The organism is Bacillus sp. SRI_025 (assembly GCF_057592095.1).
In genome coordinates this window covers 281,035-294,397 of sequence record NZ_JBYEGB010000001.1, presented here as the reverse complement: position 1 = coordinate 294,397, position 13,363 = coordinate 281,035, and the positions used below count along the sequence as shown (strand labels likewise).

Sequence of the window (13,363 nt, the reverse complement as noted above, 5' to 3'; positions counted from 1 at the left end):
GGAACTCATCATGAAAAAACTACTAGTGTTTGGATTAACGCTCTGTTTCTTGCTGCTTGCCGCTTGCGGACAACAGGAAACAAAGAATACAACAAATGAAAAGACCAATGGAACACCAAAGATTGCTTCCTTGTCCATTCATTTAACAAATGACTTGTTAGCCCTCGGTATCAAACCAGCGGGCTCTGTTGTAGGAGGAGACTTAAAAGATTTCCTTCCACATGCGAAAAAGCAGCTGAGTCAGACAAAGAAGCTCGGCATTGCAGCTGATCCAGATATGGAATCACTGCTTGCGTTACAACCAGATGTCATTTATGTTGATGAAGAATTAGCCGGACAAGACTTATCGAAATATAAGAAGATCGCCAAAACAGAAGTGTTTAATTTAAATGATGGCACATGGCGGGATCACTTGAAAAAAATCGCCAAACACGTCAATAAAGAAAAAGAAGCGGACCAATATATTAAGAATTACAATCAAGAAGCAAAAGAAGTCAAATCGCTCATCAAGAAAAAGATTGGAAACGGTAAAGTTATGGCGATCCGTGTGACAGCAAAGGAGCTTCGCGTATTTAGCATGAAGCGCCCAATGGGTCCTATTTTATACGATGATTTAGGCCTGACACCTGTCGATGGTGTGAAAAAGCTGGACAGCAAGCGCCCATTTGAAGTGATTTCTCAAGAGGTTCTTCCTGATTATGATGCTGATGCGATCTTTGTTGTCGTCAACCGTGATGATAAAGCACAGCAGGCATTCAAGCAATTAGAAAAGACTCCAATTTGGAAGGGTCTAAAAGCAGTGAAGAAAAACCAAGTCTATCCGATTGCCGATCAGCCATGGCTCGATTACTCAGCTCTAGGCAATAAAATGGCATTGGATGAAGCAAAAGAGATGTTTTCTAAATAAATAGCAAATGAAATCAGACATCATTCCGCGTATAGGAATGATGTCTCTTTTTTTGATTCGTTCTTCTATTCATTCGGCCGCTGCATACATATGAGAGAGAACGAGCAATACCGCCCGTGAGAAGAGGAAAGGGAGGGGTTACAGTTGAAGGTTCAAAAAATTAGTGCAGGTACAATTGCAAGGCTTGTGCTGCTTTTACTGGCGCTTGTTAACAGTGCGCTAACCGCTGCGGGAAAAAGCCCAATTCCTATTGATGAAGAAGGCGTTCAGCAATTCATCACGCTGGCCTTTCTAGGAATTACATCACTATGGGCCTATTGGAAAAACAATGATATAACGAAAAAAGCACGAACAAAAAAAGAAGAATAAGAGAAAAAAGAGCCTTTCATGAATCAAAGGCTCTTTTTCATCGAAGCGTCAAACGCCTCTCCCCGCAATCATTCTTCCTGAAAGGCTTACGCCCTGCGTTCTCCCATGTTGTTGAGGAAAGCTTTTACTTCCTCAATGCTTAAGCCAATTGCCTTCGCTTCACTCATTAGACGCTTCCACTCTGCAATATTTGAGTCAGTCAGCTTTCTATGGGTGACATGTATTGACTTTTCTTCCTGCTCCTTTCGGTACGTTTGGAGCAGCTGATAGAGCTCTTCTTTAGGCATGCCGGCTTGGACGGCATTGACAATATGCTCCCGCCATTCGTGTTCATCACCCTCAGTGTAATGAAACATCATCGTCTCTGCATCAAACAGCTCTTGTAAATCAATCTCTAATGAAGAGGATACCTTTTTTAAGAACTGGACAGATGGATTCCTGTGGACACCACGCTCAATTTTGCTCAAATATGACTTAGAGACATGAGCATCCTCAGCCAGCTGCTGAATCGAGTATCCTTTTCTCTTTCGGTAAATGCGTATCACCTTGCCTATCATTCGATCAATGATCTCCCTTCTCCCCGGCGAATAGTTCTGCGACCTTTTCGTTCATTATAAGAAATAAATTGTTCTTTATAAAATTCAAAAACGTAAGAATCAGGAAGTAAACAAAAGAAAACGAACGATTTCGTTCTTTAAAAAGAACTATAAGACCTATTATGACATTTTTCTTTGCGGGTATTATCTTTTATAATCCAATCATTAACAAAAAGAAACCATATATAACCTTTTTATGATGAAATCGGGAGGTATCTATGAATGAGAATATAGGTTTTAAGCAGCTGTTTTCTGTCATTAAAGAGAAAATGGCCCTTCTGATCCTGATTGTCCTGATCGTAACGGGCATTTCAGCCTATTATCAGTTCTATGTCTCGACTCCTGTATATCAGGCAACCACTCAAATTCTTGTTCATAAACGCAGCAATGACGCACAAGCAGATTTAAACGATATTCAGATGAACCTTCAATATACACGTACCTTTCAAGTTTTATTAAAAAGCCCAATCGTCATTGAAAAAGTAAAAGAAACACTCCATCTCACAGAATCAGCAGAAGGACTAAAACACAAAATTGCCACAAGTACAGAAAATGAGTCTGAGGTCATCAATATTTCTGTACAAGATGAGGATCGCGCGAAGGCAGTCGCCATTGCGAATACTGCAACAGAGGTGCTGCAAGAAGAAATCAAAAAAACAATGAATATGGATCGCATTAATGTTTTGTCTGAAGCCAAGCTGTCCAACACGATTCTGATGAATTCGAGAAAATTCGTTCATATCGTTCTGGCACTAGGCGCCTCTTTATTAGGGGGAATGACACTCATTTTCTTAATGAATTTACTCGATGATACTGTAAAACGAACACATCAAATAAGAGAAGAGATCGGATTGCCGTCACTTGGCAGTGTCTATCAGATGCAGGCAGACAGGAGGGCCAAAAAAGACAAGCAGTCCGTCATAACGGGAGGACAGAACATTGATCTTTAAGAGGAAGAAGAGAGAAAAGAGAGATTTATCCTGTATTTCTGTATTAAATCCTCACTCTGTCATTGCGGAACAATTCCGTACGATCCGAACAAACATCGAATTCACATCGATCCAAACAAGGCTGAAATCGATATTAGTGACCTCCTCCTTGCCGAAGGAAGGGAAATCATTTACGGCTGCAAACTTAGCAGCTGTTTTTGCACAGCAGAACAAGCGGGTGCTGCTCATGGACGCTGATTTGCGAAAGCCGGCCGTTCATGAATATTTTGACCTGAGTCATCACACCGGTTTGACAAATGTGCTATTAAATAATTGCAGCTTGGAAGAAGCAATTTTACCGACACCGATTGAACATTTAGAGCTGCTTCCGAGCGGAACCATTCCGCCGAATCCAGCAGAGCTGCTCTCCTCTTCTGTGATGAAGCAGCTATTTTATGAGATTGAACAGCAATATGACTTGGTGATTGTTGATTCCACGCCGCTTCTGCCAGTTGCAGATGCAAAGATCTTGGCGAACCGGACGGATGGGAGCATTCTCGTTGTCTTAAGCGGCAAAACAAAGATTGCTGCTGTGAAGAAATCAAAAGAAGTATTAGAGGGAACAACAAGTAAACTGCTTGGAGCTATGCTAAATGGCAAGAAAGAGAAAAAGGGCAGGCTGTACATGTATTAAAAAGATTGATAGGTGATGTCTCCTAATCTTTAACAATGGAGGCACTCGATCCTGCTGTGGGCACAACCGGTGCCTTAGATGCTCGTCATCAGTAGTGGGATGTGAGGACGGGTTTGATGCCCATGTTACGTAAGAATAGTGATGCTTTAAAAAGGGGGAGGAGCGTTGACTTACGCCCAAAGATTATCAATCATCGTAGCACTAGATTCATATCTCATCTTAGTTGCCGTCTTTTTTGGTTTTCAATTTGTCCAAGAGGCGGCTTTAACCGTTTATACATTTGAAATGCTCGCCATTTCTTCACTCAGTCTGCTCATTGGGCACCATCTATTTGCCTGCATATTTCATGTGTACAAGCAAGTGTGGGCTTATACAGGAGTAAGAGAGTTATTTTCTTTAATGAAGACCTTTGTGTGTTCTTTTTTATTTTCGATGACGATGCTGTACCTTTTCGTGCAGACATGGCCATTTCGGTTTTTATTCATCGTGTGGCTTTTTCATATCTTATTCATCGGTGCCTCTCGGATGGCTTCCAGGCTATTTCATGACGGAGCAAAGCGGCTTCAGGCAGAAAAGGAGCGGGCATTAATCATTGGCGCCGGATCAGCGGGGACCATGCTCGTTCGTCAGCTTCAGCAATCGAGTGATGTACATATTGAGCCAGTTGCCTTCATCGATGATGACAAGACGAAACATAGGCTTGAAATTATGGGTCTGCCTGTCATAGGAGGAAAAGAACAAATTCAAACAGCTGTCGTGATGATGGATATTCAGAAGATCATCATTGCCATTCCATCTAAAAGCAGCCACACCTTAAAAGGGCTGTATAAGGAATGTGTAGCGACCGGAGTCAAAACACAGATCATGCCGGAAATGGAGCAGATTTTAAAAGGAACCCATGCGCTAAATCAATTACGGGATGTACAGCCAGAGGATTTACTAGGGAGAGAACCGATTCAATTAGATACGAGCCGTCTATCTGCTCATTTAAAAGGAAAAACGATCATGGTCACAGGGGCAGGCGGATCAATTGGGTCAGAAATCTGCCGTCAAATTTGTGTGTTTGCTCCTCAAGCGATTGTACTTGTGGGACATGGAGAATTTAGCATTCATTCTATTTTACTAGAGCTGAAAGAATTATATGGAGACAGCATCAGACTCTATCCACAAATTGCGGATATTCAAGATAAACAGAAAATGAGTGAAATCGTTGGTCAGTTTCAACCGGATATGATTTATCATGCTGCGGCACATAAGCATGTTCCGCTCATGGAGATCAGTCCGAAAGAAGCCGTGAAAAACAATATTATCGGGACAAAAAATGTCGCAGAAGCCGCACACGAGCACGGCATTGAAACATTCGTCCTCATCTCATCTGACAAAGCAGTCAACCCTGCCAATGTGATGGGAGCCACTAAGCGGTTTGCTGAAATGCTGATCATGCAAATGGGGGCAAGCAGCGAAACAAAATTTGTCGCCGTTCGATTTGGAAATGTACTTGGAAGCAGGGGGAGCGTCATCCCTATTTTTAAGAAGCAAATCGAGCAAGGCGGGCCGGTGACGGTCACGCACCCAGCCATGACAAGATATTTTATGACCATCCCAGAAGCATCAAGGCTTGTGATTCAGGCGGGTGCACTGGCAGAAGGAAGACAGATTTTTGTTTTAGATATGGGGGAGCCAGTGAAAATCGTAGACCTCGCAGAAAACCTCATTCACCTCTCAGGCTACACCACAGACCAGATTCCGATCACTTTCACAGGCATTCGTCCTGGGGAGAAAATGTACGAAGAACTACTCAACCAGCATGAAAAAGCACAGGAACAAATCTTCCCGAAAATTCATATCGGCCATGCGCTGGATGGTGACCCATATGTGCTGAACCGCTTTATCCATGAATTTGACATGATGAGTGAAGAGCAAATGAGACAAGCATTATTTGCTGCCATTGAGTCGCATGATATGTTGTCCGAACAGATGAAACGAGAGGAGGAGCCGCTTGCCAATGAAGAAAAAAGTCTTGTTTTGCGCAACGGTTGATTATCACTTTAAGGCCTTTCATCTTCCATATTTCCGGTGGTTTCAGGAAAAAGGATGGGAAGTGCATACAGCGGCAAATGGCCAGCTGGAGCTGCCCTATGTGAATCAAGCTCACTCGATTCCGATTCAGCGCTCTCCTTTTCATGTCCGCAACCGGCTTGCGTATGTAGAACTGAAGAAGCTGTTAGCGAAAGAGCACTATGATTTCATCCATTGCCACACACCAATGGGAAGTGTCATTGGCAGGCTTGCAGCCAAAGGCGCGCGCAAAAAAGGAACGAAGGTTCTTTACACGGCACATGGCTTTCACTTTTGGCAGGGGGCGCCGCTTCAAAACTGGTTGCTCTATTATCCAATTGAGAGATTTCTTGCTCGCTATACAGACGCACTGATCACCATTAATGGGGAGGATTTTAAAAGAGCAGACCGTCTATCAAAAGAGCGGACATCTGTTTATTATGTGCCTGGTATGGGTGTGGATATGAAACGGTTCGCACCAGTTGATGAAAAAGAGAAACAGCGTCTCCGCGCAGCCTACGGCTTTTCTGCGGAAGATTTTATCGTACTGTGTGCTGGCGAATTAAACATGAATAAAAATCAAGGAATGCTCATCAAAGCATGTGCACAGCTGTCTAGGAAAATACCAAATATAAAGATCGTGTTTGCCGGGGAAGGGACAATGAGACCAAACTATGAAAAGCTTACCCGCCAGCTCCAGCTTGAAAAGCATGTTCACTTTGCTGGGTTTTGCAAACAAATGGAGGAATGGATGCATTTGAGCGATGTGTGTGTTTCCACCAGCTTGAGAGAAGGGCTCGGCATGAACCTGCTTGAAGCGATGTCGGCAGAAAAACCCGTGATTGCAACGGAGAATAGAGGGCATTGTGAGCTTGTCAAACATGGCGTCAATGGTTTTTTAGTTAAACCGCAGGATGTGAATGGTTTAGCTGATTACTTGCAGCAGCTCTATGACAAAAAGGATCAGCTGCTTCTCATGGGAAAAGCGGGACGCTCTATCGCTCATGCATTTGCACAGGAGCAGACGGTCAGTGCAATGGAAGAAATTTATACAATTTATATGGATCAAGCAGAGAAGGTGATACAGCATGCGTAAACCAAAGGTGTCTATTATCATGGGTGTCTACAATTGCCAAGAGACAGTAGAAGAAAGTATTGAATCCATTCTTCATCAAACATATGAAAACTGGGAGCTCATCATATGTGATGACGCATCAACAGATGGCACTTATGAGAAGGTGCTGTCTTATACAAAACGAGATCCTGAAAGAATTCGCCTGATCCGTAATCAAGAAAATCAAAGGCTCGCTGCCAGTCTCAATCGCTGTCTGGCTGAAGCGAGGGGAGAGTTGATTGCAAGGCAGGATGGCGATGATCTATCGGTGCCTATTCGTTTAGAAAAACAGGTTCATTTCCTCGATACATATCCTGAATACGATGTGGTCGGTACGGCGATGACGGTTTTTGATGAAACGGGAACAAGGGGTGTGCGGGCACTTGTTTCAGAGCCTGATCGGAAGGTGATGGCAAGAGGAACTCCTTTTTGTCATGGGACCATTATGATGAGGGCTTCTGCTTACAAAGCTTTAAATGGATATCGCTCTGTGAAAACAACAAGGCGGATGGAAGATATCGATCTTTGGATCCGCTTTTTTGCTGCTGGGAGGAAAGGCTTTAATTTACAAGAGCCGTTATATCTTGTGAGAGAGGATGAAGCAGCCTTTCAGCGGCGAAAGTTTCGATATTCGATGGATAATGCCTGGCTCGTTTTGAAAGCATGCTGGCTATTAAAGCTATCGCCGCTTGACTATTTATTTGCTCTAAAACCGGTGGTCCGTGCCTGCTTGTCACCGAAGGTCATGAAGCTTTATCATCGCCGGAAGCTGGCGTCGTCTATGCTGAAGAGGAGGGCTGTTCGGGATGAGTGAGCCAAAGCGCGTGCTTCATATTGTGGGCGGGATGAACCGCGGCGGAGCTGAAACGATGATTATGAACATCTATCGTGCACTCGACAGGAATGTCCTTCAATTTGATTTCATTACCCACCGGCAGGACGTCTGTGATTATGATGAGGAAATTCGCGAGCTTGGGGGACGCATCTTTTATGTCCCGAGTATTGGGGCGTCCTCTCCGGTTGCTTTTGTGAAAACATTGACAAAGACAATTAGGCAAACAGGACCCTATCAGGCCGTGCATGCACATACGGATTTTCAGACAGGCTTCTCCGCACTTGCTGCAAAACTAGCGGGTGTGAAGGTGCGCATTTGCCATTCGCATAATACAGCGTGGAAGCAGTCGCCAAACTGGCTGGATCATATGATGCTCAAAGGGTTTCGCCAGCTGATCTTTGCATTCTCTACACAGCTTGTTGCATGCGGCGAGGATGCCGGAGTCTTTTTATTTGGACAGAAAAAAATGCAGAACGGGCAAGTTGAGGTGCTGCCAAATGGGATTGATTTATCCCTTTTTTTTCAGCCTGATCCAGACGAAAAGGCGGAGATCAAAAAGCAGCTCTATCTTCGCGAAAAAAACATGATCATCGGTCATATTGGGCGGTTCCATGAGCAAAAAAATCATGTTTTTTTTATGGAGCTGGCCCAGACCTTAAAGAAGCAAGGCGTTTCATTTCAGCTTGTCCTCGTAGGAGATGGACCGCTGAAGCAAGTAGTCGAATCATATGCGGAGAAGGCAGGCTTGATGGAGGACATTGTCTTTACAGGCGTCGTATCAGACGTTCCACAGTATATGAAAGCATTTGATGTTTTTGTGATGCCTTCCTTGTTTGAAGGTCTTCCGCTTGTATTAGTGGAAGCACAAGCATCTGGGCTGCCTTGTGTGATTTCAGATCATATTACAGAGGAAGTAGATTTAGGCTGCGGCCTTGTGAAAAGGATGTCGCTGCGAGATTCCGCGCATGAATGGATGAAGGCGGTGCTTGAAGTATATCATGCAGAACCTCCTCTTCAAGAGACCATTACCTCACAGCTTGAACAAAGAGGATTTGATGTGAAACAGAATATTACACGTGTGATGAATCTATATGGACTGTAAGGAAGGAATGGCAGATGGCGGTTTATTTGGTGAACATGATCATGGTCTATTTATGGTCGAGCTTTGCCGCATTTTACGGCAGACGTGATGATACCATTCAAAGCGGATGGCGGCCTAACAAGCTTCTTGTGTTCTTTCCGTTTTTGTTTCTTTGTATCGTGTCTGGTATTCGGTATAAAGTAGGAACCGATTTTGTCACATATGGACAGATGTATGAGTTCTCCATTAACTATGAAAAGCCTTGGCATATATTTGGATTCGGTGTGGATAAAGCCGCAACGGATCCAGGGTTTACGTTTATTTTATGGATGCTTAATCAACTGACTCATGATCCGCAAATCATGTATATCTCAGTCGGAGCCATTACTTATTTTTTTATTATCAAGACGCTTATTCAATATGGCCGTCCATTTGAGCTCAGTATGCTGCTTTTTCTTGGGACCTTTCATTATTATGCGTCATTTAATGGCATGCGTCAGTATATGGTGGCAGCGATTCTTTTTTATGCCATCCGGTTGGTGATCAATGGTCAGTGGAAATTGTATTTTTCGCTCGTCCTTGTATGTTCATTGTTTCATTCATCGGCTCTCATCATGATTCCTGTGTATTTTATTGTGAGGACAAAGGCTTGGTCTTGGATGATGCTGTTCTTATGCCTGATTTTCTTAGGCTTAACCGCGCTTTATGACCGTTTTGTCTCAGTGTTTGTCGTGATGCTGCAAGGAAGTTCATATGGTCATTACGAGGAATGGCTCACAACGAATACGAATGGAATGAATGTGACAAAAATCGGTGTCTTGATTTTGCCGCTTCTGCTCGCTTTCTTTTATCGAAAACGACTTCGTGAGCTGACACCTGAGAGTGATTACATTGTGAATTTTTGTTTGCTTGGTTTCTTGTTTGGCATCCTTGCAACGAAGGATGTCATTTATGCAAGATTTCATATTTATTTTGGCTTGTATCAGCTCATTTTACTGCCATATTTCACACGTATTTTTGATCAGCGGTCTAATGTGTTTATGTATGTAGGGATTGCTGTTTGCTATATTCTGTACAGCATCATGCTGATGCCGTTCGATTCTTCGGTTTTGCCGTATAGAACGATATTTACAAAGTAGATTTGAAGAAAGGTGGGGCATGCTGTAATGCCAGCTATCAGTCTATTGGTCGCAGTTTACAATACAAGTCAATATGTGGAGCAATGTCTTCAATCAATTGCAGATCAAAGCTTTTCCGATATAGAAGTCATTCTTATCAATGATGGATCGACCGACCGCAGCGGTGAATGGCTTGAAGCGTTTGCTAAGCGTGATGAGCGTTTCCGGGTGATTCATCAATCCAATCAAGGGTTAGGCGCTGTGAGAAACAGGGGCATCGAGGAAGCGAAAGGGACGTACCTCGCCTTTGTGGATTCAGATGATATTCTCGCTCCTCATTACTGTGAAGCCATGTACGAAAAAGCCGAAATGACCGGGGCAGATCTTGTTGTGAGTGAGTATTGGATTCAATTTGAACAGTCAAAGCGAACGATACCAACGACGCTGTTAGACAAGCGCTCAGCTGAAAAAACGGATTTAATCAAAGCGTTATTACACGGAGACTTGACTGGATTCTCATGGAATAAGCTGTATCGGCGTGCCTTTATGGAAGAACATCACATTCGATTTCCGCTGCGGGGGGAGCTTGAGAACATTGAAGATCAATATGTGACGCTGCGCTGTTTTTCTTTATCACGCAGCATCGCTTTTGTTCATGAGCCCCTTTATTACTACAGGGTTCATTTGTCATCTATTGTGCAGCGATATCAGAAGCAGTATTTTCATCATGGACTGACCTATTATCATGCACAGCGCTCGTTTTTAAAAGAGCATGATGACATCTCTCTGTATGAGAAAGCATTAGACTTTTTTATCGTCAATCATACGCTTCATTGTATGCTAAACGAATGGAAGAGCCAAAATGACCTCTCCATTCGGGAAAAGCTTGATCACATGCGGGAAATGGTGACACACGATGTTTTCCAGCATGCCGTCAAACAAGTGGAACCATCGAAGCTCACAGTTCGAAAGCGTATGATTTTATTTCTTGCTAAGTGCCGATTGATTTATCCGCTTTCTGCTGCGGCTTCTAGCTATCAAAAATGGATCGAATATCAGACAAGGAAATAGGGGTGATGGGATTGACATTGCAGCAATTGAAGGCAAACGCCGCAGAGTGGCTGCTCTTAAAGGTCAAATATCCGCTTGAGTATAGACTGAGCCGCAAAAGACTGACAGAGCTGAGTCATCAGAAGAAAATCATTCTCACGCTGCTGCCGGGACATGATAATTTAGGGGATCATGCGATTGCCTATGCGAGTTATTGTTTTTTAAAGAAACACTTTCCAGCCTATGACATCATAGAAGTGGACATGAAAGAGATCTATCGCCTCGCTCGTCCGCTAAAGCGCAGCCGGCACCCAGAAGACATCGTTTGTATGATCGGTGGGGGCAATATGGGTGATTTATACCGATACGAAGAATGGACGAGACAATTTATCATCAAGACCTTCAAGTCCTATCCTATGATCCAGCTGCCTGCTACTGTTCATTTTACAGAAACAAAGAAAGGGAAACGGGAGGAGCGACGCGCCATACACACATATAAGCAGCACCCAAGACTGCTCCTCATGGCAAGAGATCAAACAACCTATGAATGGATGAAGCAGCATTTTCCTGATCAAGATGTGTGGAAACAGCCTGATATGGTGCTGTCATTAGACGAATCATCAAAGGATGAAACACGTGAAGGGGTTTTGCTTTGTCTGCGTGAGGATCAAGAAGCATATCTCACAAAGGAGGAGCGCCAACAGCTACAGCAGTATATTCAAGAGACATATGATCAAGTCGGTTTAATCACAACGACAATTGGCAGACGGGTCGATCGAACAACTCGCTTAGATGAATTAACGGCTTTATGGACGGAGTTAAAACAAGCACAGGTCGTCGTGACAGATCGTCTGCATGGCATGATCTTTTGTGCGATCACTCATACACCGTGTGTTGTCCTGAGATCGTTTGATCATAAGGTAATGGAAGGATTTGAATGGGTGGCTCACCTTCCGTTTATGACCCTTTTAAAAGAACCAGATGAGACCGCTGTGAAAGAGGCCATTCATCAGCTGATGAAAACAAGTGGTCAAAAGGGAGAGGAAGCTGGATGAGGGCTCTTAAACGCTGCGTGAAAGCACAATGAATCGAGCGTTTCTTTATAATGCCAGTGCGAACTTAATCACATTTGTCCTGATGATGCTCATGTCTGTCTGTTTAACACCTTATATTGTTCATACACTTGGAGTGGAAGCATTCGGCTTAATCCATCTGACGCAAAATATGATCAACTATTTATCGGTCATTACCGCTTCGTTAAGTGCGGTTGTTGTGCGTTTTTTTTCTGTGGCGGCTCATAAAGGAGAGATGGAGAGGGCGCAGCGCTATCTCGCTTCCTATTTCGTCAGTTCGTTTTTACTATCTATTAGTCTCTTTTTGCTTTGTCTTTTCATATCTCATCAGCTGGTTGAGTGGCTTCATGTGCCCGATCATCTCGCAAAAGACACACAGACCGCCTTTATTTTAGGGGGTCTTTTATTTATGCTCAATTTCGTCATGTCTGGCATTGGGGCTGCACCGTTTTATGCGAATAAGCTCTATGTATCAAGTGTTGGACAGGCAATTCAAATGTTTCTGAGAGCACTGATGATTGTCATCCTGTTTACATGGACGACACCAGCCATTTGGCATATTCCACTTGCGGCCGTCATTGGAAGCTTAGCGGCTATGGGAATCGGTATCTATTATTTTAAAAAACTCATCCCTTGGTTTTCGTTTAAGTGGCGGCATGTCTCATTATCGTCTAGTCTCACTCTTGTTCGATCAGGGGTCTGGCATTCATTTGAGCAAATGGGGATTTTGTTGTTTTTACAAATTGATTTATTGATGACCAACTTGCTCATTGGAGCTGAAGCGACAGGCAAATATGCGGCGATTTTACAGTTTCCATTATTATTACGCACACTGGCAGGGACACTGGCCGTTGTGTTTGCACCAACAATCACGAAATTTTATTCGAATCACGACAAAGAGGGGCTCATTCAATATGCTGCAAACGCTATTAAGTGGAGCGGCTTATTTGTTGCGTTCCCAGCCGCGCTTTTAGGAGGTCTCGCTGGTCCGCTCATGCTTCTATGGCTTGGCCCTGCTTTTGAGGAGCTGAAATGGCTTCTCATGATTCATGCGGCTTATTTATGTTTGACCTTGATGTTTTTACCGCTCACATATGTGCCAACCGTGTTTAATCGTTTTAAAGTTCCTGCGGTTGTCACCCTTATATTAGGTGTGTCTAATGTGCTTTTTGCCTATGGATTGACTCATTTGCTGCAGCTCGGTTTATATGGCATTGCATCAGCGGGGGCAATGGTTTTATTGATCAAAAATATTGTGTTTCTGCCATTTTATACGGCTAGCATCACGAATCAGAAACGCACCATCTTTTACAAGCATACGCTGGTTCCGCTTGCAGGAGCGCTATTTATTTGGGGCGTCTGCGCAGGAATTCAAGCGGTATATAACGTGACTTCATGGTGGGAGCTGTTTTGTATTGGCGGGCTTTGTTTCATTCTCTATATAGGCTACTTGTATGTGTTTGCAGGAACGAAACGAGAGCGGATGCAGCTGATGCGTAAGGTAAAACATGCGGTCTCCCGCTAATATGAAAAGGAGAT

General features: G+C 43.6%; 13 protein-coding genes. 12 read left to right on the top strand and 1 reads right to left on the bottom strand.

Annotated features, from left to right (window positions below; translation table 11 throughout):
* Positions 1–7: 7 nt before the first annotated feature.
* Both AC20OE_RS01570 and AC20OE_RS01565 read left to right on the top strand, forming a co-directional pair.
* Complete coding sequence (locus AC20OE_RS01570) at positions 8–907, top strand: iron-hydroxamate ABC transporter substrate-binding protein (RefSeq protein WP_039183325.1); 900 nt, start codon at positions 8–10, stop codon at positions 905–907.
* 144 nt (positions 908–1,051) lie between these two features.
* Complete coding sequence (locus AC20OE_RS01565; RefSeq protein WP_008347764.1) at positions 1,052–1,276, top strand: phage holin; 225 nt, start codon at positions 1,052–1,054, stop codon at positions 1,274–1,276.
* Between the two features lie 86 nt (positions 1,277–1,362).
* Here AC20OE_RS01565 and slrR read toward each other — a convergent pair whose 3' ends face one another.
* Positions 1,363–1,833, bottom strand: coding sequence for an HTH-type transcriptional regulator SlrR (slrR, locus tag AC20OE_RS01560; RefSeq protein WP_058837587.1), 471 nt, complete (start codon positions 1,831–1,833; stop codon positions 1,363–1,365).
* 257 nt (positions 1,834–2,090) lie between these two features.
* On the opposite strand from slrR, the gene AC20OE_RS01555 reads away from it, so the two are divergent.
* From AC20OE_RS01555 to AC20OE_RS01510, 10 genes are all read left to right on the top strand, one after another.
* Positions 2,091–2,822: a YveK family protein gene (locus tag AC20OE_RS01555; RefSeq protein ID WP_024423528.1), complete on the top strand. Its 732-nt coding sequence runs from the start codon at positions 2,091–2,093 to the stop codon at positions 2,820–2,822.
* Complete coding sequence (locus tag AC20OE_RS01550; protein ID WP_099663672.1) at positions 2,812–3,495, top strand: CpsD/CapB family tyrosine-protein kinase; 684 nt, start codon at positions 2,812–2,814, stop codon at positions 3,493–3,495. The genes AC20OE_RS01555 and AC20OE_RS01550 overlap by 11 nt, the downstream gene beginning before the upstream one ends.
* Positions 3,496–3,660: 165 nt before the next feature.
* Positions 3,661–5,535, top strand: coding sequence for a polysaccharide biosynthesis protein (locus AC20OE_RS01545; RefSeq protein WP_039181574.1), 1,875 nt, complete (start codon positions 3,661–3,663; stop codon positions 5,533–5,535).
* Positions 5,501–6,649, top strand: coding sequence for a glycosyltransferase family 4 protein (locus AC20OE_RS01540; RefSeq protein WP_058837589.1), 1,149 nt, complete (start codon positions 5,501–5,503; stop codon positions 6,647–6,649). Before AC20OE_RS01545 ends, AC20OE_RS01540 begins: the two co-directional genes overlap by 35 nt.
* Positions 6,642–7,481 carry a glycosyltransferase EpsE gene (gene epsE / locus AC20OE_RS01535; RefSeq protein ID WP_099663673.1) on the top strand — a complete coding sequence of 280 codons (840 nt, stop codon included), beginning with the start codon at positions 6,642–6,644 and terminating at the stop codon, positions 7,479–7,481. The genes AC20OE_RS01540 and epsE overlap by 8 nt, the downstream gene beginning before the upstream one ends.
* Positions 7,474–8,604, top strand: a complete 1,131-nt coding sequence (locus AC20OE_RS01530; protein WP_487268139.1) for a glycosyltransferase family 1 protein — start codon at positions 7,474–7,476, stop codon at positions 8,602–8,604. Before epsE ends, AC20OE_RS01530 begins: the two co-directional genes overlap by 8 nt.
* Positions 8,605–8,618: 14 nt before the next feature.
* Positions 8,619–9,722, top strand: a complete 1,104-nt coding sequence (locus AC20OE_RS01525; RefSeq protein ID WP_487268137.1) for an EpsG family protein — start codon at positions 8,619–8,621, stop codon at positions 9,720–9,722.
* A gap of 27 nt (positions 9,723–9,749) precedes the next feature.
* Positions 9,750–10,772, top strand: coding sequence for a glycosyltransferase family 2 protein (locus AC20OE_RS01520; protein WP_404527558.1), 1,023 nt, complete (start codon positions 9,750–9,752; stop codon positions 10,770–10,772).
* 11 nt (positions 10,773–10,783) lie between these two features.
* Complete coding sequence (locus AC20OE_RS01515) at positions 10,784–11,806, top strand: polysaccharide pyruvyl transferase family protein (protein ID WP_404527796.1); 1,023 nt, start codon at positions 10,784–10,786, stop codon at positions 11,804–11,806.
* Positions 11,807–11,834: 28 nt separating this feature from the next.
* Positions 11,835–13,349 (top strand): MATE family efflux transporter, encoded by a 1,515-nt coding sequence (locus AC20OE_RS01510; RefSeq protein WP_404527556.1) that lies wholly within the window; start codon positions 11,835–11,837, stop codon positions 13,347–13,349.
* Positions 13,350–13,363 lie beyond the last annotated feature (14 nt).